The 24,409-nt window shown below is 36.7% G+C and carries 22 protein-coding genes and 1 other RNA gene; 3 read left to right on the top strand and 20 right to left on the bottom strand.

What is annotated here, in order from left to right; translation table 11 throughout:
* Positions 1–44 precede the first annotated feature (44 nt).
* The 19 genes from rimP to ACFINZ_RS04420 all read right to left on the bottom strand — a co-directional run bounded on the left by rimP (position 45) and on the right by ACFINZ_RS04420 (position 19,742).
* The gene (gene rimP, locus ACFINZ_RS04330) at positions 45–695 is read right to left on the bottom strand and encodes a ribosome maturation factor RimP (protein WP_375611870.1); all 651 of its coding nucleotides are present in this window, start codon (positions 693–695) and stop codon (positions 45–47) included.
* 127 nt (positions 696–822) lie between these two features.
* Entirely contained in the window at positions 823–1,524 is a 702-nt protein-coding gene (locus tag ACFINZ_RS04335) for a tRNA (guanine(46)-N(7))-methyltransferase TrmB (RefSeq protein WP_375634588.1), read from the bottom strand.
* The gene (metK, locus tag ACFINZ_RS04340) at positions 1,521–2,789 is read right to left on the bottom strand and encodes a methionine adenosyltransferase (RefSeq protein WP_375633979.1); all 1,269 of its coding nucleotides are present in this window, start codon (positions 2,787–2,789) and stop codon (positions 1,521–1,523) included. Before metK ends, ACFINZ_RS04335 begins: the two co-directional genes overlap by 4 nt.
* Positions 2,790–2,919: 130 nt before the next feature.
* A complete protein-coding gene (locus tag ACFINZ_RS04345) occupies positions 2,920–3,333 on the bottom strand; it encodes a helix-turn-helix domain-containing protein (RefSeq protein WP_375633981.1) in 414 nt (137 codons plus the stop codon).
* A gap of 148 nt (positions 3,334–3,481) precedes the next feature.
* Positions 3,482–5,116 (bottom strand): apolipoprotein N-acyltransferase, encoded by a 1,635-nt coding sequence (gene lnt, locus ACFINZ_RS04350; protein WP_375633982.1) that lies wholly within the window; start codon positions 5,114–5,116, stop codon positions 3,482–3,484.
* A complete protein-coding gene (locus ACFINZ_RS04355) occupies positions 5,079–6,104 on the bottom strand; it encodes a hemolysin family protein (protein WP_375701183.1) in 1,026 nt (341 codons plus the stop codon). The genes lnt and ACFINZ_RS04355 overlap by 38 nt, the downstream gene beginning before the upstream one ends.
* A gap of 107 nt (positions 6,105–6,211) precedes the next feature.
* Entirely contained in the window at positions 6,212–6,679 is a 468-nt protein-coding gene (gene ybeY, locus ACFINZ_RS04360; protein WP_375633985.1) for an rRNA maturation RNase YbeY, read from the bottom strand.
* Positions 6,676–7,800 carry a PhoH family protein gene (locus ACFINZ_RS04365; RefSeq protein ID WP_375634606.1) on the bottom strand — a complete coding sequence of 375 codons (1,125 nt, stop codon included), beginning with the start codon at positions 7,798–7,800 and terminating at the stop codon, positions 6,676–6,678. Before ACFINZ_RS04365 ends, ybeY begins: the two co-directional genes overlap by 4 nt.
* Positions 7,801–7,959: 159 nt before the next feature.
* Positions 7,960–9,336 carry a tRNA (N6-isopentenyl adenosine(37)-C2)-methylthiotransferase MiaB gene (gene miaB / locus ACFINZ_RS04370; RefSeq protein WP_375633987.1) on the bottom strand — a complete coding sequence of 459 codons (1,377 nt, stop codon included), beginning with the start codon at positions 9,334–9,336 and terminating at the stop codon, positions 7,960–7,962.
* A 31-nt stretch (positions 9,337–9,367) separates the two neighbouring features.
* Positions 9,368–9,859, bottom strand: a complete 492-nt coding sequence (gene rimI / locus ACFINZ_RS04375; protein ID WP_375633989.1) for a ribosomal protein S18-alanine N-acetyltransferase — start codon at positions 9,857–9,859, stop codon at positions 9,368–9,370.
* Positions 9,859–10,545: a tRNA (adenosine(37)-N6)-threonylcarbamoyltransferase complex dimerization subunit type 1 TsaB gene (gene tsaB / locus ACFINZ_RS04380; protein ID WP_375701184.1), complete on the bottom strand. Its 687-nt coding sequence runs from the start codon at positions 10,543–10,545 to the stop codon at positions 9,859–9,861. The genes rimI and tsaB overlap by 1 nt, the downstream gene beginning before the upstream one ends.
* 735 nt (positions 10,546–11,280) lie before the next feature.
* Positions 11,281–12,309, bottom strand: a complete 1,029-nt coding sequence (locus ACFINZ_RS04385) for a YeiH family protein (RefSeq protein WP_375633991.1) — start codon at positions 12,307–12,309, stop codon at positions 11,281–11,283.
* A 69-nt stretch (positions 12,310–12,378) separates the two neighbouring features.
* Complete coding sequence (gene recR, locus ACFINZ_RS04390) at positions 12,379–12,984, bottom strand: recombination mediator RecR (protein WP_273790577.1); 606 nt, start codon at positions 12,982–12,984, stop codon at positions 12,379–12,381.
* A gap of 30 nt (positions 12,985–13,014) precedes the next feature.
* Entirely contained in the window at positions 13,015–13,338 is a 324-nt protein-coding gene (locus ACFINZ_RS04395; protein ID WP_375606797.1) for a YbaB/EbfC family nucleoid-associated protein, read from the bottom strand.
* A gap of 14 nt (positions 13,339–13,352) precedes the next feature.
* On the bottom strand, positions 13,353–15,293 hold the full coding sequence (locus ACFINZ_RS04400; RefSeq protein WP_375701185.1) for a DNA polymerase III subunit gamma/tau: 1,941 nt from the start codon (positions 15,291–15,293) through the stop codon (positions 13,353–13,355).
* Positions 15,294–15,517: 224 nt separating this feature from the next.
* An RNA gene (gene ffs, locus ACFINZ_RS04405) (signal recognition particle sRNA small type) lies at positions 15,518–15,615 on the bottom strand.
* A 1,589-nt stretch (positions 15,616–17,204) separates the two neighbouring features.
* Complete coding sequence (locus ACFINZ_RS04410) at positions 17,205–17,612, bottom strand: hypothetical protein (protein ID WP_375633994.1); 408 nt, start codon at positions 17,610–17,612, stop codon at positions 17,205–17,207.
* Positions 17,613–18,150: 538 nt separating this feature from the next.
* On the bottom strand, positions 18,151–19,014 hold the full coding sequence (locus ACFINZ_RS04415) for a prephenate dehydratase (protein ID WP_273790573.1): 864 nt from the start codon (positions 19,012–19,014) through the stop codon (positions 18,151–18,153).
* Positions 19,011–19,742, bottom strand: a complete 732-nt coding sequence (locus ACFINZ_RS04420; RefSeq protein WP_375618030.1) for a 3-deoxy-manno-octulosonate cytidylyltransferase — start codon at positions 19,740–19,742, stop codon at positions 19,011–19,013. Before ACFINZ_RS04420 ends, ACFINZ_RS04415 begins: the two co-directional genes overlap by 4 nt.
* Before the next feature lie 104 nt (positions 19,743–19,846).
* Between ACFINZ_RS04420 and ACFINZ_RS04425 the strand changes: the two genes are divergently transcribed.
* A complete protein-coding gene (locus tag ACFINZ_RS04425) occupies positions 19,847–20,410 on the top strand; it encodes a c-type cytochrome (RefSeq protein ID WP_375618029.1) in 564 nt (187 codons plus the stop codon).
* 924 nt (positions 20,411–21,334) lie between these two features.
* On the opposite strand, the gene ACFINZ_RS04430 is transcribed toward ACFINZ_RS04425, so the two are convergent.
* Positions 21,335–22,129, bottom strand: coding sequence for a molybdopterin-synthase adenylyltransferase MoeB (locus ACFINZ_RS04430; protein WP_375636671.1), 795 nt, complete (start codon positions 22,127–22,129; stop codon positions 21,335–21,337).
* Positions 22,130–22,216: 87 nt separating this feature from the next.
* On the opposite strand from ACFINZ_RS04430, the gene gshB reads away from it, so the two are divergent.
* Both gshB and ACFINZ_RS04440 read left to right on the top strand, forming a co-directional pair.
* Positions 22,217–23,164 carry a glutathione synthase gene (gshB, locus tag ACFINZ_RS04435; protein WP_375634580.1) on the top strand — a complete coding sequence of 316 codons (948 nt, stop codon included), beginning with the start codon at positions 22,217–22,219 and terminating at the stop codon, positions 23,162–23,164.
* A 133-nt stretch (positions 23,165–23,297) separates the two neighbouring features.
* Positions 23,298–24,344, top strand: coding sequence for a substrate-binding domain-containing protein (locus tag ACFINZ_RS04440; RefSeq protein ID WP_375627631.1), 1,047 nt, complete (start codon positions 23,298–23,300; stop codon positions 24,342–24,344).
* The last annotated feature ends 65 nt before the right edge of the window (positions 24,345–24,409 follow it).

A 24,409-nucleotide genomic window follows, 5' to 3' on the forward strand; every position in this document is an offset into this window, starting at 1 on the left:
TTTTCTCCTTCTTTGTGCCACACGATGGGTATTTCCCAGTGATATTATTTTTTGAAATTGAGCGTCTGTATAGAGTCGTTAGCGTTCTCTTCGGCAATGAATTGTTGACTTAAATCTTTATTTTGTTTCAATGCATCGCGAATAAGCTCATCGGTAAGCACTAAATGCGCATTTATGATATCACAAAAGGAAATAGGGGTATACATGGCTTCTCCATAAGCAGCTTTATCAGTGTTTAAAATAAATCCATCTTGCGTGATATTTGTAAGTGTCCCACGAAATTTTCGGCGCCCATCAATTGTTATTTTGGTTTCAATTTTTGCAAGATGCCCTTGCCAATGAAAAAAATCAGATTTTCTTACCAATGGACGATCAATTCCAGGTGATGAGATTTCTAAATGATATTTGCGTTCAATAACATTTTGTACATCAAGGAGGGGAGAAACTGTTCGACTAACAGTTTCACAATCTTCTATGGTCATAGAACCATCGGCACGTTCAACCATAATTTGAAGTGTTAAACCATTTTGACCAAGAAGTTTCACACGAACCAAACGAAAACCTAAAGGTTTAAGTAGTGGTATGACAAGAGCAGCAACCTGTGCTTCGATACCATCTTCTTCAAACAGGCGCGGTTCGTCAAGATTGCTTATTTTTTCAGCTTCGTTCATACATTTTATCCAAGTTGGTTTCATCAGTTTTATGATATTAAAAAAGAGCGGGTCCAACGGCCCACTCTTCATCATAAGACCAAGAATTTAACTATTGATACTCTTAAATTCAAAATTTTTCAAGTTGTTTATGAGAAAAGCGCTTGATCATTTATTTCTTGATAAAGGTAAGATAGGCAGGCGTTCGTCCTTCGCGTAAAGCTTTTGCTTCATAGCGGGTTCCGCTCCATAGTGGATAAGGGAGTTTCCAGTCTTGAGGGCTTTCTGCTTTCCATTCAAAGTGATCATGTTGTGCACAATGGTACAAAGTCCAGTTTACATAACTGTCTATATCGCTAGCAAAGCGCAAAAACTTCCCTATTTTAAGAACACGAGCAAAACGGTTAAGATTTTTTATGTTGATGAAGCGTCGTTTCCAGTGTTTCTTTTTCGGCCAAGGATCAGGATAGAAGAGGTCTATTCCATCAAGCGAGTTATCAGGGAGCCAATCAAGAAGGCGTGTAGCATCATCATTATAGAGGCGAAGACGATTTTGATGGTTTTGATGCTGTTCAAGAGACGATAATATTTTTGCCATGCCATTGATAAAGGGCTCGACGCCGATAAAACCGGTTTTTGGAAAATATTCCATTTCATGAAGTAAATGTTCACCTCCACCAAAACCGATTTCAAGTCGAATTTCTCTTACTTTGCTTGAAAATAAGGATGTAAGGTTTAAGGGAGGAGGGACATTTAAATCAATATTCAAATTGGGGAGAAGCATTTGTATACGTGTAAGCTGACTGTTTCGAAGTTGTTTTCCTTGTCGGCGTCCAAAAAATGCTTCACTCTTACGTATATTATGTTTAATCATGGGATTTGGATCATTGTTTGAAGCGTTTTCACGAGATCAGTTTTTTCCCATGAAAACGAACCATCGTGTTTTGGTTTACGACCAAAGTGACCATAGGCAGCTGTTTTCGCATAAATAGGTTTATTGAGGTCAAGATGTTTTCGAATGCCGGTAGGTGAAAGGTCCATTATTTTGCGGATGGCTTCTTCAATAACTTTTTCATCGACTTTTCCTGTTCCATGAAGATTAAGATAAATAGATAAAGGTTGTGCAATACCAATTGCATAGGAGAGTTGAATGGTGCATCTCTCTGCTAAATCAGCAGCAACAATATTCTTAGCCAGATAGCGTGCCGCATAGGCAGCAGAACGATCAACTTTTGTTGTATCTTTTCCTGAAAAAGCACCGCCTCCATGGGGTGCTGCACCTCCGTAAGTATCCACAATAATTTTGCGTCCCGTTAATCCGGCATCGCTTTGAGGTCCTCCAATGACAAATTTTCCTGTTGGGTTAATATACCAACTGCATTGAGCTGCAATGGGAATGTCATGTAAAGCTTGGCGAATGTAAGGTTCAACCACTGTACGTACTTTATTGGAATCCCAGCTTTCATCAAGGTGCTGCGTTGAAAGAACAATGGATGTGACCTCTATCGGTTTTCCATTTTTATAACGTATGGTTATTTGGCTTTTAGCATCTGGTCCTAATTTTCCAGTTTCTCCCTCTCCTTTATGACGAGCTGCGGCAAGAAGTTTGAGAATTTTATGCGCATAATAAATTGGCGCAGGCATGAGATCAGGTGTTTCACGGCAAGCATATCCAAACATGATACCTTGATCACCTGCTCCTTCTTCACCATGCCGATCCGTAGCATTATCAACCCCTCTTGCTATATCAGCTGATTGTGGGCGCAAAAGAACATCAATTTTAACAGTTTTCCAATGGAAGCCTGTTTGTTCATAGCCAATGGTACGAATAGCACGGCGGGCTGCTGTACGAAAACGTGTGGGATTAATGAGTGGAAAGCTAGTTTCATCATAGATGAATTCTTTATTTTTATCTTTTTTTAATAGCGTATCGGGAACACGTACTTCACCAGCGATAACAACACGGTTGACACTGACGAGAGTTTCACAGGCAACGCGTACTAACCATGGATCAGTACCAGTCTTTTCAGCTTCTTTATAGATCATATCAACGATTTCATCGGAAATACGATCACAAATTTTATCAGGATGTCCTTCCGATACCGATTCGCTCGTAAAAAGATAATCTTGATGCGGCATAGGAACTCCTTCAAAAAAGAAAACCAACGATTTAATCAATTGCTTACTAAAGTCGTCACCATTTGCTAATTCTACAGCAAATAGTCAATGCAAATGTATATGAATAAAAGAGAAAAGATATAATTTTAATTTATAACTTATTTGTCAAATCTTCCTCAGAAAGTGCTTTTGCCAAGTCAATAATTTTTCGACGCACTTTAGCATCAGATATATTTGTAAAAGCGCGCATGAGTTGAATCCCTTCGCTGCTAGAACAAAAGTCTATAAAATTGTGTTCACTTTCAGCAAAACCCTCTACTTGTTGGGAGGTAATACCTTTATCAAAAAAGTAAGAAACAGGAACATCCATAATTTCCGCTATCGCTTGAAGACGGCTGGCACCAATACGGTTTGTTCCTTTTTCATATTTTTGGATTTGCTGAAAAGTAATTCCTAATTTTTCACCTAGTTTCTCTTGAGTGAGTCCTAAAATATTACGACGTAAACGGATACGAGTTCCAACATAGATATCTATAGGGTCAGGTTTTTTTTTAGTTTCGGTCATAATGCAACTCTTTATTTCCAGCATTTTTCTTCTAAACCAACATCATATTTATGCGCAGTTGATTTATCATATAATTAAAACAATATGTAATATTTTTTCCCAATATTACTGGTACACGCAACATAATACCGTACAAAGGGCACTTGAATCATTTAAGCTGTTTTGTAAAACCAAAACCAATACGACACAATAGCATAAGGATGAATAAGATAAAAGTAGAGAAAGTTCTGTATTCATTGCTTCCTATAGGGGTAATGGATGATGGAACTCGTGAATCAATAATGCCCACAGCATTTTGTCGAAGAGCTACAACGATTCGTCCATAAGAATCAATAACAGCTGATATGCCATTATTGGCTGCCCGTATGAGGGGGATTCCCAGTTCAACGGCACGAAGCTGTGCTTGTTGAAGATGTTGATAGGGTCCAGGTGTTACACCAAACCATGCATCATTTGTAATATTAATAATTGCTTGAGGCGGGGAGCCTTTAAAAGTCATTTCATGGGGAAATATTGCTTCATAACAAATCAAGGGTAGATAAGAAAATCCGTTTGGCATTGTAACAATTTTGCGCACACTTGCAGCACTATATCCACCAATATTATCGGCAAGGGTACGCAATCCAATTTTTTTCAATAAATTCTGATAAGGAAGATACTCACCAAAAGGAACCAAATGAAGTTTATCGGAAGTATTTAAAATATTACCTTGAGCATTAATGACTGCAATTGTATTAAAATATTGTGTTTGGGAATGAGGTAGATCATTGCTGGCGCGTATTGCTCCAACGATAGCCCATTGTTTAGGTTTTAAAAGAGAGGCAATGCGCATTGTGGTAGATGAGTTATCATAGAGAAGGTAAGGAACGGAAGCTTCAGACCATACGATAAAATCGGGTTCTGAATTTTGATCGGTTGTTGGCGTTGCACTTAGCTTCATATGCGCTTCCAACATAGATTCTCGTGTATTATCACGCAATTTTATATTTTGTTGGATGGACGGTTGAACAATGCGCACCCAATAAGCACTTTTTTGATCTTCAGCTGTGTTTTCTATAGTATGAAGACGATAAAACCCAAAACCACAGTGAATTAATATAAGTGATAAGCAAAGAGAAAGTGCCACTTTCTTTTTTTCATCCGTTAATAAAACAGTTGGCAAACTGTAGGCTAAGACAGCAAGAATATTCATTCCGTAAAGTCCTACGATTGCATCAGATTGCATGAACACTGGGGTTGGCATGGCTGTATAGCCAAGAGAATTCCATGGAAATCCTGTGAATAAAAACGCACGCAACCACTCGGATAATCCTAATGCAAAGGCTAAAACAAAAAAGCGTGCTATTCCTTTTGTCCATAATAAACCGACAATGAAACCAGAAAAAAACCAATAAAAAGAAAGGTAGAGTGGAGGGACTAAAATGGCTAATGGGACGGCCCAACCAAAAGAATCTGGATCTGTTAACAAAGCATTGCATAGCCACCAAAGGCCGCAAATAAAATAACTAAAACCAAAGGTTCCACAGCTTAAAGCGTAAGTAAAAAAATGTTTTTTATTGTTTTTGGTGTCCTGTATTGAGTCAAGTAAAACAATAAAGAGAGGGAAAGTTAGAAAGCAAAGAGGTGTTAAATAAAAGGGTGGAAGTGCAAAAGAAGTAAGAGCACCACACAGAAATATCCATGCTTGGCGCTTCCAGCCTGTAACAGAGAATAAAAAAACGATGAAATTGTTTAAAAACGCTGGACTATTCTTTAGGGATGGCATTGTTCTCAAGATTCTCATTTTTGGGAATGCGAAAAATGCGCAACCGTTTGATCCGGCGTTTATCAGCTTCTAAAATACGAAATCTATAGCCAGGTACAGCTTCGACAATTTCACCTTTGGCAGGAATGCGATCAAGAATTGAGACGATCAAACCACCAATAGTATCAACTTCATCACCATATTCTCCTACGATAAAATCAGGACCAAGAGCTTTCTCAACATCTTCTAGTTCAGTTCTTGCATCAACGAGCCATTTATTATTTGGTTCACGTACGATAGCATTGTTGACATTATCATGTTCATCTTCGATATCTCCAACGACTAACTCAACAATATCTTCCATTGAAACGAGACCATCTGTTCCTCCATGTTCATCAATAACTAAAGCCATTTGAGTTCGTGTAGTTTGCATCCGTGTTAATAATTTGCTTGCAAGCATAGAACTGGGAACAAAGAGAACTGTTCGGATCAAATCCAATTCACCAATTGGAGTACGCAAGTCTGTATGGTTTAATTGAAGAAAATCGGATTTTTGTTCGGTTTTTGTTGGATTGATAATAAAGCGAGTGATGTAGTTAAGAATATCGCGGATATGGATCATGCCGCGCGGATCATCTAAAGTTTCAGCATAAACGGGGATACGAGAATGACCAATTTTTGCAAAACATTTAAGGGTTTCTCCAAGAGAGGTGTTTATTTCTAATGCTTCGATTTCAGAACGAGGTATCATAACATCATCCACGCGTGCTTCACGTAAGCGTAAAATGTTATGCAGCATAGTACGTTCTTCAGGTGAGAAGAGGGCGGTATCTTTTTCATTGTTAGTTGTGAGTGCAACGGTAAGATCATCGCGCAGTGACGTAGATGCACAATTTCGACCCCGTAAGAATGAAAACAAATGATTCATCAGGGAATATTTTTCTGTATGATTCGTTTGCTGAGAGGGGTCTTTTTCATTATTAGAAGATGCTTGATTATTATTTTGTGCATTTATTTTGTTTGCCATGGTTTTGAAATCTTCTAGACTTTCTTTTATAACAGATAAATAAGAGGCTTTAAATGGTATGCTGGTAATATTGATTTTAAAAGTTAAATTTTATCATTGATAGACAATTATGCGTAAGGATCTTTTATGGAAAGCTTTTGAAGAATTTCCCTTTCGAGCTTTTCCATTTTATATGCTTCATCATCAGTTTCATGGTCATAACCAAGCAGATGCAAGATACCATGAACAATCATATGTGTTAAATGGTCTTGAAATGTTTTTCCTTCTTTCTCTGCTTCGAAAACAACAGTTTCTCGGGCAATAATAATATCACCGAGCATGGGACCAGGTCGATTTCCAGCTTTAAGTGGAAAAGCAGGAAAGGATAGTACATTAGTAGATTTGTTTTTGTTGCGCCATTGTGCATTGATTTGTGCCATATGTTCATCATCCGTAAAAAGCAGGCTAATCTCGCTTACAACATTTTCCAATGAAACATGATGCATAGCTGTCATTAATGCTTTTTCAGTGATATTATAAAGCATTTTCTCATCATTCCACCCTGCGCTTTTAATCATTATATCAATAATAATCATGATGAATCAAATTCATTTTTTAATGCATCGCGTGTGAATGATTTTTTTTTATTTTGTATTTCGGAATCACGATCATAAGCACGAACGATAGCAGCAACAAGTGGATGGCGTACAACATCTTTTTCATCAAAATGCACAATTGCAATATTTTCTATATTTGAAAGAATGCGAACTGCTTCAATGAGACCTGATTTTTGCCCTGTAGGCAAATCAATTTGGCTTACGTCACCGGTAACGATCATACGCGTTCCTTCTCCAAGACGTGTGAGGAACATCTTCATTTGCATGGGCGTAGTATTTTGTGCCTCATCAAGAATAACAGCAGCATGGGCAAGTGTTCGTCCGCGCATAAAGGCGAGAGGAGCAATTTCTATGACACCAGAAGCTAAAATGCGTTCTATTTTTTCAGCGGGCATCATATCATAAAGAGCATCATAAAGTGGTCGTAAATATGGGTCGACTTTTTCTTTGAGATCACCGGGAAGAAAACCAAGACGTTCTCCAGCTTCAACAGCCGGACGTGAGAGAATAATTCGTTCAATGATACCACGTTCTAGAAGCATTGCAGCATGAGCAACAGCAAGATACGTTTTTCCTGTTCCTGCTGGTCCTACACCAAACACAAGTTCAGTATGCTCCATAGCACTTATGTAAGCGTCTTGTGTTGGAGTTCTTGCATGAATTATTTTTTTATGGGTACTCAACCGTGCTGGTATACGTTTCGTTGCAGATTTGTGTGTTATTGTGTCTTCTTTCTGCTTCTTTGGTATATTTGCCATAGCAATCGCTCCTTTTATATCTGATAAAGTGAGCTCTTGATGTGTTTTGGCACGTTCATAAAGCTGCTGCAATACATATTGCGCACGTTTTATAACGGAAATATTTCCACGGATTAAGACTTCATTACCACGCGGATGAATACTAAGTTCGAGTTTTTTTTCGATATAAGCGAGATTTTCGTCAAATTTACCAAAAACTGCTTTTGCATATTGATTATTTTCGAAAATCAAAACAACTTGGCTCAGATCTGAAGCGCTTGTTTGTTTCAAGGTATCAGCCTTTTCAAGGGACGTATTTACTTTTTCTTTAATACGCTTTATTTTTTCGGTTGAAGCTTTCAGCCTATTCTCCATATCTACATAAATATTGCACATTTTTTTAAGTAAACTTTATAAAAGACAATTTTTTACAAAAAGTGCACGCTTTAGATGTAATCATTTTCTTTTAAAATAAAAGAGTTTTCCAAAATATTTATTGTGAACAAGGTGTTAGAGGCATGTCTATCTATTTGTCACTTCACCAACAAAACTGTTTGAGCTTGCATTTTTAATATGAATTTCTATCACGCTACCTGTAGAGGCTTCTGTATCGACGACAACAGGTAAAAGCCAAGGGGAACGCCCTACCATTTGTCCTGAGTGACGTCCAGTTTTTTCGATGAGAACGTTCGTTTTTTGACCAATTTTAGAACGCAAAAATGCATTTTGTTGCTCAAGGAGAAGGATTTGTAAATGTTGAAGTCGGGCATCTTTTACAGATTCATCAACATGATTTTTCATTGTGGCTCCCACTGTTCCAGGACGGGGGGAATATTTAAAAGAATAAGCTGAACTGTACTGTACTTGTTGAATAAGTTTAATGGTTTCTTCAAAGTCTTCATCTGTTTCTCCTGGAAACCCTACAATAAAATCGCCTGAAAAGGCAATATCTGGCCGTACGGTTCGAATTTTTTCGATAAGATGAAGATAATGAGAGCTTTTGTGTTGTCGGTTCATGGCTTTTAAGATGCGATCTGAACCTGATTGAACAGGAAGATGGAGGTAAGGCATTAACATATCAAGATCTCGATGCGCGGCAATAAGGCTATCATCCATATCACGTGGGTGGCTGGTTGTGTAACGCAAACGCTTTAAACCATCGAGTTTTGCGAGATGATAAAGAAGATCGCCAAGACGCCAAGTTTTGCCATCAGCACTTTGTCCATGCCAACCATTGACATTTTGTCCAAGCAGCGTAATTTCTTTGACACCCGCTTCGATGAGTTGAAGGGCCTCTTCAGTAATTTGTTCAACGGATCGTGATATTTCAGCACCGCGTGTGTACGGAACAACACAAAAAGTGCAAAATTTATCGCAACCTTCCTGCACTGTTAAAAATGCGCTAACACCTCGTTTTCTTACTGCATGTTTATTATGGGGCGGCAAATGAGCAAATTTATCTTCAACAGCATAGTCTGTTTCGATAATTTTTTTCCCTTGTTTGGCTTTTTCTAACAATTCTGGCAAGCGATGATACATTTGCGGACCAATAACAAGATCCACTGTTGGAGCACGGCGCAAGATTTCACTTCCCTCAGCTTGTGCAACACAACCTGTTACACCAACCATAAGGGGTTTATCAGGTGTGCGCTCTTGACGCATAACGCGCAAACGACCGAGATCAGAATAAAGTTTTTCTGCTGCTTTTTCACGAATATGACAGGTATTAACAAGAATAAGATCGGCATCATTGGGAATTTGTGTTGTCACATAGCCTTGCGAACTGAGACTATCAGTCATCCGTTGGCTATCATAAACGTTCATTTGACATCCATAGGTTTTGATAAAAACCTTTTTAGGAGCAACAGGAGGCGTATTTTTAGGATTTACTTTATTCATAGCGCATGTGTAAATGTTTTTTACACAAATCTCAATCTATTTGCTTAAAAGTTTTTTGCATGATAATTGCATCACCACGACCATTTTTTGACGCGTAGTAGGCAAGACGTTCAGAAATTTTTTGAAATTCAAAGCGTTGATAAAGGTTCAAAGCAGAAAGATTTGTGGCTTCTACTTCCAAGAATAATTTTATGGCGCCCTTGTCGTGAAGATGGTGAACTGTGCTTTCGATAAGAAAGGTACCAATTCCTTGTTGACGATAATGAGGATGAACAGCAATTGTGATGATTTCTGCTTCATCAAGGATGAGACGGCATAGGCAAAAGCCTAAAATTTGATCAGAGCGATCAATGAGAAAAACTTTGTGTCCGAAGATAGAGTGATCTGTTAAGAAATTATCAAAAGCTTGTTTTTCCCAAGAAGGGGTAAAACAATGCTGATGAATTTGATGAAGAGAAGCACTATCATTAACTTGTAGCGGAGCAATTCCAAAATTCTTTTTTGTCAATGAAAATTTGGGCATTATTTTTTTTGTGGTAAAGAAAAATTGGTTTGTTGTTTTGCATCAGCGCTGCGTAGATAGAGTGGGCGAGGTGAATTTTTTGATTGTTTGTTTGCAGCAAGATAAGCATAGTTTACAATATCAGCCGCTTCGCAGGAGATTTTTTCTAGGACAATTTTTTCGTATATTTTATGGTTTTTAACATGCTCCACAACGACATCAGCAGCTGGGCCAGTCAGTCGGGTTTTTTTTGGCAAATCTTCGAGGATATTTTCAATTGTTTTTAATGCCGGCTCTCCCAAAGGTGTGAGATCATTATGAAAATTTTGATGGTAGAACATTCCTCTCCCTGCTTCAATGACAACAGTAATTGCCGATGCTGTACTTTTACTGTTTATGACTTGTGCTGCTAACGCTTCAAGAGCACTCACACCAATAGCTGGTATTTCAAGTGCTAATGCCAAAGCGCGCGCTGTTGCAACACCGACACGTACACCAGTAAATGACCCAGGTCCAATATTGACAGCAATACGCTCAACTTGATCAAGCGTCATATTGGCTTGTGTCATTATTTGTGTAATCTGCCCAATAAGTTTTTCAGCATGTCCTTTGTTCATGCGCTCATTGATACGCGCAATAACAGATTTATGACGAATAAGCGCAACAGCACAATAAATTGAAGCAGTATCTATAGCAAGGATAAGCATAAAAATATTTTAGTTGAATAAAACGATAAATAAAAGTCCTGCTGTATTTTTAATATTTTCATTATCGTATATTTCATTTGTAAGAAAGTTACTAGTGCCAATAAGCAACAATATCTTTTTATGGGGTAGAACGAGATGTTGATTTAATCCTTATTTTTATCACTTTTTGAATGAGTATCTTGAGTATTATAAGATTCTCTTATTTTAAATCTACTTATGGTGAAACAATTAAAGTTATTAGCTTGTATATTACAAGCGGAGTTAGCGTATGAATCAAAACTGTTGAAGAAAAGAATAAAAACTCCTTTCACGAATCGTTTAAATGTAAGGATTGTCACAACTTTTAAGCTATCAAATAGTACGATGATGCCACTTGTATTACATAGTAAGTAAAAGTAATTTAAAAGAGGAAAAGTTATGACCCCACATTTTTTCCAAATAAGAATATATTCTATCCGTCTTTATATAAAAACCTCAGCGTAATGAGAGCAGATGAAAGAAATGGCATTGTTTTGCATGAGTTACGTATTTCGATACTACCCTGTTGCAAATCATTATGGACTGAAAAGCAAATTTGACAGTTTTCACTTAAATATCAGCTCTTTCAATTTTTTGTATAGAATAATGAGCAGTATTTTAGAACTTTTTCTGGTTTATGAAAGAACTGATTTTAATAATAATGAGGACTTTGGGTTGATTGCATACTACGTTGAAAAAATAATAATCAATACACATTTAAAATGTTATATGATTTAAATCATTTAATTGTATCATGATAAGGCTACAAATACCGAGAATAATTATGGAGCAGGTTGAAGCCAAAATGACGCGCCATCCTGCTTTTTTTAGTGATCGGATATCAACACCTAATCCTAGTGCAGCCATTGAGATAACAGTAAACAACTGGGCAATAAATTTGATGGGATTGATAGCCTTTTCAGGGATAAGACCACTTGAGCGAACAAGCATCATGATAATAAAGCCAATGATAAACCATGGGACGAGGGTATGTAAACGCAAGCGTGTTTGTGCTGATCGGCGATAAATGATTGATAGAGTAAAAATAACAGGGCCTAACATGAGAACCCGTACTAATTTGACAATTGTTGCAATTTGAACACTCAGAAAAGAGACAGATGCTGTTGCTGCTAAAACCTGTGGTACAGCATAAACAACCATGCCAGCAAGCACACCATATTGGCTAAATGACAAATTCAGAGACGGATGTAAAAAGGGTAGAAATAAAATAATAAGAATTCCTAAAAGAGCAGTGAAGGCAATTGACGCGGCTACATCGTCATGTTTTGCTTTTATGACAGGTGCAACGGCGACAATAGCTGAATTGCCACAAATAGCATTCCCACAAGCGACCAGCATTGCTAAATGTGTAGAAAGCCCGAAAAGTCGGCCGATGGCAAAGCTCAGGATAATCGTTACGAATATCACGAATATGATACTAGCAAGCAAATTCCAGCCAGCTGAAAGGACTGCGTTAATGCTAATGCTTGCTCCTAGAAGAACGATAGCAATTTCGAGAAGTGTTTTTGCACAAAAGGTGATACCTTTTTGAAAATATGTTGGCAAAGGAAAACAACTACGGATAATCGATCCTAAAAGAATTGCCAAAACAATGCTTTCAAGCCAAGCTTGTCCAAAAAGCTGTTTTTCTACGACTTCTAAGCCATAAGCTAAGGCTGATATGAGTAAACATACTAGAATACCAGGACCAAAGTCGTTTAAAAGTGAGAGTTTTTTCTTTATCACTTGAATATTTTCCCCATACAAAGAAATAATAGTAAATAAAACGAAATAACAGGTAAGAGAAAGAAATTTTTAAAGATTTGTTCTTGCTTGTACAGCTGCTGCTAAAGTTCCGTCATCAAGATAATCAAGCTCGCCTCCTACAGGGACACCATGAGCAAGTCGCGTAATTTTAACTGGAAAATTGGAAAGCTGATCGGTGATATAGTGAGCAGTTGTTTGACCTTCGACAGTCGCATTGACAGCAAGAATAATCTCCGTAATAGGGTTTTGTACAACACGTTGTATTAAGGTGGCAATATTGAGTTCATCAGGGCCTATTCCATCTAAGGGGGAGAGTCGTCCACCCAACACATGGTAACGTGCGGCTAAAGTTTTTGCGCGCTCAAGAGCCCACAGATCAGCAATATCCTCAACAACAATGATTGTTGTATCATCGCGGCGTAAATCTGTGCAAATTGAACAAGGATCAATGGTATCGACATTTCCACAAACAGAACAAATGCCGACTTTTTCTATAGCTGCTTGTATAGCCGCTCCCAAAGGCTCCAGCAATGTCTCTTTTTTTTTGATAAGATGAAGCGCAGCACGACGTGCTGAACGTGGACCAAGACCTGGTAACCGTGATAAAATCTGAATGAGACGTTCAATTTCAGGTCCTGCAATGTATTTAGACATATTTTTGTCCCACGGAAAAAATCCGTTTCATTAAAATGGAAGCTTGAAACCTGATGGGAGTGGTAGCCCTGCGGTCATACTTTTGGTTTTTTCTTCTATTGCGACTTCGATTTTTGTTCTTGCTTCATTATAAGCCGCCATAATGAGATCTTCAAGAATTTCAGCTTCCTCAGGTTTGAGTAATGAAGGATCAATTTGAATTGCTGTTATAATATTTTTGCCATTTAAAGTGATATTGACGAGACCACCCCCTGCAGTGCCCACAGCTTGCAGATTAGCTATTTCCTCCTGAATCTTCTGCATTTTTTCTTGCATTTCTTTGGCTTTTTTCATCATGCTCATCATTTCACGCATAGGAATAGGTATCCTTATTCATCATTGATATCATTTTTATTTTTAAAAATATCAGCATTTTTAAAGGTATTGGGGAGTAAATCAAGATCATTTTCTTCTTTATTGAGTCGAATATCGACAATTTTTGCTTCTGGGAAATGATTGAGGATTTTCGCGATATCAGGATCTGTTTCTGCATTGGAAAAAAGAGTCTTTTGAATCGCTATACTTTCCTCCTGTAAGGTTGGGCCACCTCCTTCATTAACAAAAGTTATTGTCCAGCGTTTTTCAGTCCATTGAGATATCTTTTTTTCTATATCATGAGCAAGAAATTGTGGGGTATTTTCAGAAAGTCTCAAGGTAATATGCCCAGCTTCAAAAGAAACAGGATGAACAAATTCTTTAACAAGGAGTTTGAAAGGAACGTCATTATGCTGTTCGGCTAATTGAACAATATCGTGCAAAGAATTAATCACGAGAGTTTTAGGTTCAGTAATCTTTTCTGTTGTTTGCGTGACAGAATGCGATAAATTTGCAATCTTTTCAGAAAAATCAGTAGATTGAGAAGTTTCTAGAATTTCTGTTACTTCTTGGGCGTTGATTTTGTCATGGTTTTGATTTTTAACTAAATTTTCTGGTTGTAAGGAATGATCTAATTGGTTTTTCAAAGAGCTTTTTAAATCTGATTGATCGGCTAATATATTTGAAACGCTCGAGGAAGCATGGGCTCCGAGCATTGTTTCTTTTGTTATATTATTTGCATTTGTAGATTCTTGATGAGAAGAATTTTTAACCAGTGTGAGAGGCGTTTTTTCTTGCGTAAGCTTTTTTAAAGCCTCATCAAGAGTTGGTAAGTCAGCCGTGTGAGCAAGACGAATTAAAAGCATTTCAGCGGCTTGAAGAGGACGTGCAGTTTGATTAACTTCCTGTAAACCTTTGAGTAACATTTGCCAGTTTCGGGATAAAATAGGAACGGAAAGTTTTTTTGAAAAGTCTAAACTTCTTAAACGTTGTTCTTCAGTCAGAGAGAAATCTTCCACTATTTCTGGTGTAAAACGTAAACGTGTGACCAGATGATTAAAATCGGCTAGTTCTGTCAATATAGTAAGAGGATCAGCACCTGCTTCATATTGACTGCGTAATTCATGTAACGCATTGACAACATCGCCCTTCATGATAAATTCAAAAAGATCAATAATACGTGCTTGATCCGCTAATCCTAACATTGTACGCACCGCAATAGCATTAACATTGCCATTGCTATGGGCGATTGCTTGATCAAAAATGGATAATGCATCACGTGCAGATCCTTCTGCAGCACGGGCAATCATAGAGAGCGCTTGATCTTCTACTTCTACCTTTTCATATTTCGCAATTTGGCGCAAATGTGCACTCAAAGCTTTTGATTCAATACGTCGCAAATCAAAACGTTGGCAACGCGAAAGAATTGTAATAGGAACTTTGCGAATTTCTGTTGTGGCAAAAATAAATTTCACATGGGAAGGTGGTTCTTCAAGAGTTTTCAATAAACCATTAAAGGCTTGTGTTGAGAGCATATGTACTTCATCGATAATATAAACTTTATAGCGTGCAGAAACAGGACGATAGCGTATTTGTTCAATAATTTCACGAATATCATCAATGCCCGTATGAGAAGCGGCATCCATTTCTATAACATCAATATGGCGCCCTTCGATAATTTGTGTGCAATGTTCACCAAGAGAGTCCAATACAGTTGTTGGTTGGTCAATATCTTTTGTTTTATAATTAAGCGCACGTGCCAAAATACGTGCTGTTGTGGTTTTACCTACGCCACGAATCCCTGTTAACATCCACGCTTGTGCAATACGACCTTTTTCAAAGGCGTTGGTGAGAGTACGCACCATAGCTTCCTGACCAATGAGGTCAGAGAAGTTTTGGGGCCGATATTTACGAGCAAGAACACGATAGGCTGTTTCTACCGGTAAATTTTCCATGAATATTTCCAACTTCGAAGTTCTTTATGCGTACATTTTGATAATACAAAAGCATAGATCAATACTGTAGTCTCATATAAAAGGATTTTTTCTTAATCAAATTATTTATGGGACAATTTGTTTAAAAACAACAAAATCCCTTTATTTGCTGCATACAAATGCCGCTCTGAAGATTAAAAATACCTCGCTAAAAGACAGTATAAAAAAATAATTTCTTCAGCAAAATAGGAGGTTGGAACAATGACCCGTACCAGAACTCGTTGGGGCTGCTTCTTTCCAGACCTGACCCAGTTGGCGAGTAGTTCGTCCACCACCAACCTCCCAAGTTCATATTGTCGATTTGGAATGAAAAATCAAGCTCAGAAACGAAAAATATCCTAAGAAAGACGAAGAATTTTCCTTTGCGTTTAATTTATTGACATATAAACAACAAAGAGATTGTGGATTTACCAGTTTTTATAGCAGTAGCTCTTCATATTTATTTGGTATGAAAATATCTTTTCGCTTAAGATCGTCTGAATGTATAATTATTCTCATTCGCTGAAACATATAAGAGTTTTAGGATAGATACGCCTGTTCTAAAACTACGAAATTGAATGATTAAAAATTTGCAACGATAAAAAAGGCAAATAAAGTATATAGATCATGTAATTGGCTAACATTCGAAAGTTAGGGGGAAGAGTGCTATTTAAATAATTATAAAATATTGCTTTAATGGTGTTGCTCCTCTATACAAAACATCCCAAACATAATACATTTAATGTTGTACATTCACAGGCTTTTTAAAGAGCTATTGTTCAATACTCTTAACTATATTTCAAAATCCACTCATAAATAGTATATATGCTTCCCTTGAGGTATAAATCCATTGTGCACTATCCTCTTTATGCTTAATAAAAGTATAAATTTTAGCCCTCATACTACTTAACAACTCCCAATGTTGCGATCCCTTGCACTTGAGAGGCTTTATAAGAAGCATTTTTATTCCTTTTTTAATCGTTTTTACTCACACATCACTTCCATTTGTAACTTTCAAGGAAACAAATTTAATTGATTTCAATATGAGATTTAAGATGAGAGAATCTTACTTTATTCGTGGTTGTAATTCATTATAAAAAATCGAACTCTTATAATGATAAGTCAATATCTTAAATATCGTACAAGAGAACCACTTCATTTCTATGGTGAATGAGAATATCAAATATGTAATATTTTTGCTTTTAACATATATGAATATAAATACTAAGTAAATGTTATCGCTCTTTTTTTGCGTGCTTGTTCTTTTAATTAAAAAACATTGATGTTCATCACAAAATGGATCAATATATGAATTTCCATTATTTGAGAAAAGATTTCATATATTTTTAAGGGATTGTACTCAGCAAGAGAAGATGCAACATTAAACGCTATAGAAATAAGGGGGTACTGATTTTATAAGCATAAAAATGGTTCTTATTCGATATAAGCGACATTTTATAGTTTCAAATAATTATATTCTTTAATAAGGAGGGAAAAGCGAGATAAATTTTTATAAAAAGCTGAATGAGTATGACTTAAAGTGCAGTGAGGAATGCATCTGTAGATGCAAATTCTACTTTTCTGGTTATCTAAGTGATTTGGGTACGGTGTGCTTTATAGTACTTAAAATAAAGAAGTTGCGAAGATAGAAGTTATATTCTTATTAAAAAAATAGCTCTGATAGTAGAAAATACAGAACAATTTAAGTCTAGTCTTCTATTTTTCGCAAAAGTTCTTTAATATCTAACCTTATAAGCAGCTTAAGGTTTGCCATATTAGTATAAAAATAACCTTTTCAGCGATTAGTTTTAATGGCTCATTATGCCCTATTTTGAAAAAAACACCTGAAAAAAAGAATAACTGTACTCAAATTTAGATGTTATAGAAATATTGTTAATCATAACCTCCTGTGTCACAATCTGTTCCAACAACTTTTTTGTTCGTAATATTTTTAAAAATATAATGTCCTGACCAAGGAAAACTTATATGAAGAGATTTTATATTTTTTAGGGTAAAGATTTTCTTTTCTTTATCATGGGTTATTTTCTTTTCATCATCAACAAAAATTCTCAATTTGTTTAAATCAGAAGGGGCAGAGTATGATAAAGTAAAGGATACTTTCTTTGGTTTAAAGATATTACAAGAGTATTCAACTCCTTGCTGGAATGTATAGGATGGTGTGATCACAACACTTTCATCCCGCGCAAAATTCCATTTTTTTTCACCAAAGCCAGCAAATGCAACACTAGAGTAGGCGAGAATATTTGCGGCTAATAATCCTCGCGTGAAGACTTTTTTCATTATCCTCTCCTTTTTTCTAAAGTGAGGTGAATCATAAATCAGTTTTTATAAAGATACAAGTTCAAACTTAACGCTAAAATCAGGGCTAAGTTGCATTTTCTAGTTTTAAACCATGTTTAGAATGATATTAATCTAAGAGATTCGAATGCTCTATTATGTATAATAATTTGAATTGTTTTGAGAGCTAATTTAGAAGTTCGTTATCTTTATTGGAATATTGTCAGAGGAAATGACTTTTCTCAAGAGGCTCTCTTTGAATATATCAAAGGGAAATAGATGGTACAAGCGTTTTTATTTTTGGTTACTGTGTTTTTTTACACTGGTTTTTATACGAGTTGAATTGCGGTTTATCATGATATAATTTGTGAGAAAATATTATGAAAATAATTTATATATTCTATTACGAGCTGTTTTTTCTTCTTCAGTGTTTATGAAGGGTGTTGAGTAGAAAAAAACGAGCCCTTTCAAGATGGGTTGCATTATGAAATTTTTATGATGTTTTTTGATATCAATAAAAATGATGGCAGCTTAATTGCTTTTATATATACGATGTTCGATCGTTTTGTGCTGGATAAGTACCGATAATACGCAGTTCTGCAGAAAAGAAAGATAATTCTTCTAAGGCAAGTTTCATCATCGGGTCTTCAGGATGTCCTTCAATATCAACAAAGAATTGTGTTGCATTGAAATTTCCACCAATTTGATAGCTTTCTAATTTTGTCATATTGATACCATTCGTTGCAAATCCTCCCATAGCTTTATAGAGAGCAGCGGGGACATTGCGCACTCGAAAAAGAAGACTGGTGATGATTTTTTCGCCATTTTGAGGTTTGGGGACATGCCGTTTGGAGCGTGAAAGGATGACAAAACGGGTAATATTATGAGGGTTATCTTCAACATCTCTTTCAAGAATATCAAGTCCATAGAGTTCTGCTGCGATTAAAGGTGCTAAGGCAGCCTGTGAACGTTTAGCATTTTTTTTAATAAATTTTGCAGCTCCAGCGGTGTCAGCAGAAACAACAGGTTTCCAACCGTTGTTTCGTATGATTTTTCGGCATTGTGCAAGGGCATGCGTATGGCTGTGGACGGTTTTAATTTCGTCATGTGTAACGCCGGGCAAAACCATGAGTTGAAAATGGATAGGTAAAAAATATTCATCAATAATATAAAGAGATGACTGCGGTAAAAGATGATGAATGTCTGCAACGCGTCCCGCAAGGGTATTTTCAATAGGGATCATAGCAAGATCAGCTTTCCCGCTTTCCACTAAATTAAGGGCGTCTTCGAAAGTAGCAGAGGGAACAGCATCCATATTGGGGAACATATTGGAGCAAGCAATATGGGAATTAGCGCCGTATTCTCCTTGGAAAGAAATTTTATTAGTTTTTTTAAGTATTTTCATGCTAAAATCTCACAAACTCTATCGAGATCATGTTGTGTATCTACACCTAAGGGAATTGTATCGACTATTTCCACATCAATACGCATATTGTTTTCTAATGCACGTAATTGTTCAAGTTTTTCACGTTTCTCAAGTGGTGAGGGTTTGAATGATACAAATTTCTCAAGTGCTTCGCGCCTATAGGCGTATATTCCAATATGGTGATAAAGAGGACCCTCTCCATAAGGTGCTTTGGCGCGCGTAAAGTAAAGAGCACGAAGGCGATTTTGAGAAAGCGGTGTACCAATGATTTTGACAACGTTGGGATCTCTTGTTTCATTTTCTTCAATGATTTGAGCACCCAAGGTTGCAATATCAGTAAAGCTATTTTCTAAAGGGCGTAGTGCACGAATGATTTCACGAGGCATGATTGTTGGTAGGTCACCTTGTATATTTAAAATGGCGTTGTAGCGTTGTTCAGGATCAATGCGCACTAAAGCTTCATAAATACGATCAGATCCAGACTTATGATCACCTCGTGTTATGATATATTCATGCCCATAATCTGCAACAGCTTTAGCGATATCATTATGATCTGTTGCAACGATTGTACGTCCTATTCCAGCTTTTTTGGCTTGTTCTGCGACATGAACAATCATCGGTTTTCCGCCAATTTCAGCGAGAGCTTTTTGAGGAAGACGGGTTGAGCCCATACGGGCAGGAATAAGAATAATTGGTTCAAGAGCCATTGTAAGATTCCCAATGTCATTTGTGATGCATTTATGATATTGTGTGTTATAAAGAAAAAGCTTAAACTAAAAATTGTAATGAAACCGTGAACATTTGAGTTTTTATGAATCGCCCGAGATTTATTTATTTTATTTGTGCTTGTTTATGTGTGCTGGTTGCTATTGTGGGGATTTTCACACTCAGCAATATAGTTTACGATCATCCTACATCAGTCCAATATCATCATACAGTTGCCAAGAATGATATATTTCAAGAAAAACAAAAAGCACCTGATGTTTCCCTATCACTAAATAGCCGCCTTCAACAAGGCAATTTTGAAAATGGCCGTAAAATTTTTCGCCAATGTGCCATATGCCATACTTCTGGACGCAATGAAGCAGGGCGTGTTGGTCCAGTTCTCTGGAAGATTGTTGACCGCCCTTTGGCATCAGCAGCAGGTTTTACTTATTCACGGGCATTGCGTGCTCATTCTGATCAAAAATGGGATTTTATCACTTTGGATCGTTATCTACGTTCTCCACGTGAAGCTTTTCCTGGGACTATTATGTCTTTTCGTGGAATTAAAAATGACCAAGATCGTGCCGATCTTTTGCTTTATTTACGCAGTTTATCCGATCATCCTGTTCCTTTACCAATGGATAATAATAAAGCGAACGAGCCAAATTAACTTATACCATAGTTGTTAACTTTAGAAAGAAGTCTGATTTTTTTGTAATTTTAGTTTCATAGTTTTATAAAAAGAGCTCTTATTGATGTTTTGTTAGGGGGAACGCCCCTCACGCAAAACAGAACACATTTAACATTGCATATTGACTCGCTTATTTTAAAGAGCTCTTATATAAAAATGCACTCTTTACGCTGTCATCTGCGGATTGGTTTTCAAGATTTGTGTGCTTCACTTTTTCTACATATACTTGTCTGTGAAATTATTGCTGAAGGATTATCAATTCATGAGCCGCAGCTTTCTGCTTCTGAATGCAATAATTATGTAATTAAAGCTCTCCATGAAGTTTATCTCAATCCTTCTATACACATCAATCCCTATGTACTTTTACATCAATTCCCATGTATTTTTCTTATGAACAGAGATAATTGATTGTTCTTATACGTGCAATAATCCTAAGCTGCATTTTATGATGCTTGATGAATAGACGTTTTCTCTTGAGGTTAGAGATGTATGGACAGATCATTGACCTTTTATAGTATCGATCACTAAAATATGACTTAGATTATTTATTTATAGGTTATGGTTTGAAGTAAGCACTTTCATGTGAAACAATTTTTATGTGTGAATAGTAAAATAGTTGAATAGAGTTCTGCTGATTGTATTTTTATCTACGTCGAAAATTTTTTACACAAGAATACTGATAGCAGCTACGTTCCCACGAGTCTCTGTCCATTTATAGACGATGACATGAAATTATGATGATAATCCATTATAGAGAATTATTTTTTCACAAAAGGTTTGCCATATTTGTGATAAATTTAATAGGTTTCATTGGTTACAATGTTTCGATGACTTGCGATAAAATAATTAGTATTTCAATACATATTGCGAGAGTGCTAAAAATTAGTGGAAGAGAGGACATAATCATGATTCTCCAAGCTCCTTAATAACTATGGTATTTTCTTTATAATTTGAGCGTTTATAAGTAATAATATTAAATTGCGCTAATAATCCATTATAGAGAAGAATCTTTCCTACTAATGGCTCTCCGATGTTTGTGATCATTTTAATAACTTCCATTGCTTGTAGGGTTCCAATAACGCCAGGTAAAACACCGATGATTCCAGTTTCAGCGCATGTTGGGATAGTCCCGTGAGCTGGAGAGGTGGGGAATAAATCGCGATAGTGAGGATTATTGTCTTTATATGGCATAAGGACGGTTAATGAGCCATTAAAACGTTCTACAGCACCACTTATTAAAGGTTTTTTACATTGGGCAGCGTGATCAGCAAGAAGATAGCGTGTCGTAAAATTATCACTTCCATCAACAATGATGTGGTAAGCATTGAGCAGTTTATCCACATTACTTTTGTCTAAGCGTAGGGTGTGTTTTTCAACTATAACATGGGGATTTATTGCTTTTATAGTGGTTTCAGCACTGTCTGTTTTACTTTTTTTGATTGCATTTGTTTTATGAATAACTTGGCGTTGTAAATTGGAAAGTGAAACGATGTCGTTATCGACAATTCCAAGAGTTCCAACACCTGCGGCAGCCAAATAGGTTAAGACAGGAGCACCAAGACCACCAGCGCCTACAACAAGAACACGTGCTTTTTTTAGCTTTTGTTGCCCTGCACCACCAATTTCAGGCAAAATGATGTGGCGTGCATAGCGTTCGATTTCTTTGTTGTTTAATTTTATATCTGTTTCTTGTGTCATAAATTTTCTCTTGTCATAGTTCTTTTATTGTTTACTAAGTTTATGATGCATAGACCAGTCTGCTTTTAGGATAGAGAGGATTTATTTATGAAAATTGCCATTCAGATGGATCATATTTCAACAGTTCGGATTCAAGGAGATACGACATTTGCACTCGCTTTAGCAGCCCAAGAACGTGGACACTCTCTCTTCCATTATACACCAGATCGTTTATCTCTATACGATGGTTGTGTGATTGCACGACTAGAGCCATTGATTGTACATGATAAAGAGGGAAGCCACTATCGATTAGAAAAGCCTGTTCGTACGGAATTAACAGATATGGATGTGGTTCTTTTACGCCAAGATCCACCTTTTAATCTCAATTATATCACAACAACTCATTTGTTAGAACGTATTCATCCTAAAACACTCGTTGTGAATGATCCGGCATGGGTACGCAACAGTCCAGAAAAAATTTTTGTTACTGAATTTTCTGATCTGATGCCAGAAACATTAATTACCAAAGATATTGAAGAAATAACAGCTTTTAGAGAGACATTTGGCGATATTATTGTTAAACCACTTTATGGAAATGGGGGCGCTGGTATTTTTTATTTAAAACAAGATGATCGCAATTTAGCATCATTGTTGGAAATATTTGCAGAAATTTATCACGAACCTTTTATTGTTCAGCGCTATTTAGAGGCAGTACGAAAAGGAGATAAAAGGATTATTTTGCTTGATGGTACACCTGTTGGAGCTATTAATCGAATTCCGACAGAAACAGATGTGCGCTCTAATATGCATGTTGGAGGTCGCGCGGAAAATGTGGAGTTAACAAAACGTGATTATGAAATTTGTGAACGCATTGGTCCAGCCTTAAAGGAACGCGGTCTTCTTTTTGTGGGGATTGATGTGATTGGAGATTATATAACAGAAATTAATGTGACGTCTCCTACGGGAATTCGTGAAATTAAACGCTTCTGCGGTATAGATGTTGCTCATTTGTTTTGGGATGTTATTGAGTTCAAGCGTTCAAATGAATTTATTTGACAGAGGACAAAAACATGGTTTTAAAAAAATGATCCATGTTGTTTTTTATATTTGTTATGTTGCAAATGTGAACTAGAATGACCGTATGATATAAATTAAGAGGCTTTGTTTTCAATTTTTAGGGAGTTTATAGATGAACAAAGTATTATCAATTGGAGTGGGATTGATTTTTGCGCTACTGCTGTCAGCAAATGGAGGCAATGCGCGCGATCAAATACAGATTACTGGTTCATCTACAGTTTTACCTTATCAAAAGATTGTTGCTGAAACATTTGGAGAAATTTATCCCCATTTTAAGGTTCCTGTTATCGAATCGGGAGGAACAGGAGCTGGTATTAAGGAATTCTGCCGTGGTATTGGGGAGAACACTGTTGATATTGTTAATGCTTCGCGAGCAATGAAACCGAGTGAATTACAGTCTTGTTTTGATGCTGGTGTAAAAGATGTTGAGGAAATACGTATTGGGTATGATGGCATTGTTTTTGCAACTGATATTAAGGGGCCTGATTGGAAATTACAGCCAGTAGATGTTTATAAAGCCCTTGCTGCTCGAATTATTATAGACGGAAAGTTGCAACCGAATAATGTTTTGAAATGGAGTGCAGTTAATAGTGCTCTTCCTGATTGGACGATAGCAGCGTATATTCCTGGAGAGAAGCATGGGACACGTGAAGTTTTTGAGGAAAAATTACTTACTAAGGGGTGTAAAGAGAGTGGGGCAGTTGAGGTGATGAAGTCTTTAGGAATGGATGATAAGGAGATACACACTGCTTGTATTGCGGTACGTAAGGATGGAAAAGCGGTTGATATTGATGGTGATTATTCTGAAACATTTGCGCGTCTAACTTCTAATAAAACAGGGGTTGGTATTTTTGGTTTGTCGTTTTATCAAAATAATGCTGATAGGCTAAAGGTTGCCGATATTAACGGTTTTGCGCCAACAGTTGAGACGATTTCTAGTGGACAATATCCAGTTTCTCGTCCGCTTTTTTTCTATATTAAGAAAGCACATTTAGGTATTATTTCAGGTTTGCGAGAGTATGTTGATTTTTTTCTTTCTGATCAAATGATTGGTCCAGAGGGTCCTTTGGCTGAATATGGTTTGATTGTTTCTCCTGAAAAGGAACGTCAAGCACAGCGTTCTGATTTTTCTGCTGGTCGAGTAATGACATTGAAATAATTTGCAGGGAAAATTTGTTGGATTTCTGAGATAGGAAATTTGGGTGCTATTTTTTTATAAAAACT

The sequence above is a fragment of the Bartonella sp. AA81SXKL genome (assembly GCF_042196945.1).
Classification (GTDB): Bacteria; Pseudomonadota; Alphaproteobacteria; order Rhizobiales; family Rhizobiaceae; genus Bartonella.

Excerpts from the sequence above, each read along its gene's own strand:
- ACFINZ_RS04355 (WP_375701183.1), bottom strand. The coding sequence starts at position 6,104 with ATGGCAAACAAAATAAATGCACAAAATAATAATCAAGCATCTTCTAAT.
- ACFINZ_RS04400 (WP_375701185.1), bottom strand. The coding sequence starts at position 15,293 with ATGGAAAATTTACCGGTAGAAACAGCCTATCGTGTTCTTGCTCGTAAA.
- gshB (WP_375634580.1), top strand. The coding sequence starts at position 22,217 with ATGAAAATTGCCATTCAGATGGATCATATTTCAACAGTTCGGATTCAA.
- ACFINZ_RS04335 (WP_375634588.1), bottom strand. The coding sequence starts at position 1,524 with ATGATTAAACATAATATACGTAAGAGTGAAGCATTTTTTGGACGCCGA.
- ACFINZ_RS04415 (WP_273790573.1), bottom strand. The coding sequence starts at position 19,014 with ATGAAAATACTTAAAAAAACTAATAAAATTTCTTTCCAAGGAGAATAC.
- recR (WP_273790577.1), bottom strand. The coding sequence starts at position 12,984 with ATGTCTAAATACATTGCAGGACCTGAAATTGAACGTCTCATTCAGATT.
- miaB (WP_375633987.1), bottom strand. The coding sequence starts at position 9,336 with ATGAATAAAGTAAATCCTAAAAATACGCCTCCTGTTGCTCCTAAAAAG.
- tsaB (WP_375701184.1), bottom strand. The coding sequence starts at position 10,545 with ATGCTTATCCTTGCTATAGATACTGCTTCAATTTATTGTGCTGTTGCG.
- metK (WP_375633979.1), bottom strand. The coding sequence starts at position 2,789 with ATGCCGCATCAAGATTATCTTTTTACGAGCGAATCGGTATCGGAAGGA.
- ACFINZ_RS04345 (WP_375633981.1), bottom strand. The coding sequence starts at position 3,333 with ATGACCGAAACTAAAAAAAAACCTGACCCTATAGATATCTATGTTGGA.
- rimP (WP_375611870.1), bottom strand. The coding sequence starts at position 695 with ATGAAACCAACTTGGATAAAATGTATGAACGAAGCTGAAAAAATAAGC.
- ACFINZ_RS04425 (WP_375618029.1), top strand. The coding sequence starts at position 19,847 with ATGAATCGCCCGAGATTTATTTATTTTATTTGTGCTTGTTTATGTGTG.
- lnt (WP_375633982.1), bottom strand. The coding sequence starts at position 5,116 with ATGAGAATCTTGAGAACAATGCCATCCCTAAAGAATAGTCCAGCGTTT.
- ACFINZ_RS04440 (WP_375627631.1), top strand. The coding sequence starts at position 23,298 with ATGAACAAAGTATTATCAATTGGAGTGGGATTGATTTTTGCGCTACTG.
- ACFINZ_RS04420 (WP_375618030.1), bottom strand. The coding sequence starts at position 19,742 with ATGGCTCTTGAACCAATTATTCTTATTCCTGCCCGTATGGGCTCAACC.
- ACFINZ_RS04430 (WP_375636671.1), bottom strand. The coding sequence starts at position 22,129 with ATGACACAAGAAACAGATATAAAATTAAACAACAAAGAAATCGAACGC.
- rimI (WP_375633989.1), bottom strand. The coding sequence starts at position 9,859 with ATGCCCAAATTTTCATTGACAAAAAAGAATTTTGGAATTGCTCCGCTA.
- ACFINZ_RS04395 (WP_375606797.1), bottom strand. The coding sequence starts at position 13,338 with ATGCGTGAAATGATGAGCATGATGAAAAAAGCCAAAGAAATGCAAGAA.
- ACFINZ_RS04410 (WP_375633994.1), bottom strand. The coding sequence starts at position 17,612 with ATGAAAAAAGTCTTCACGCGAGGATTATTAGCCGCAAATATTCTCGCC.
- ybeY (WP_375633985.1), bottom strand. The coding sequence starts at position 6,679 with ATGATTATTATTGATATAATGATTAAAAGCGCAGGGTGGAATGATGAG.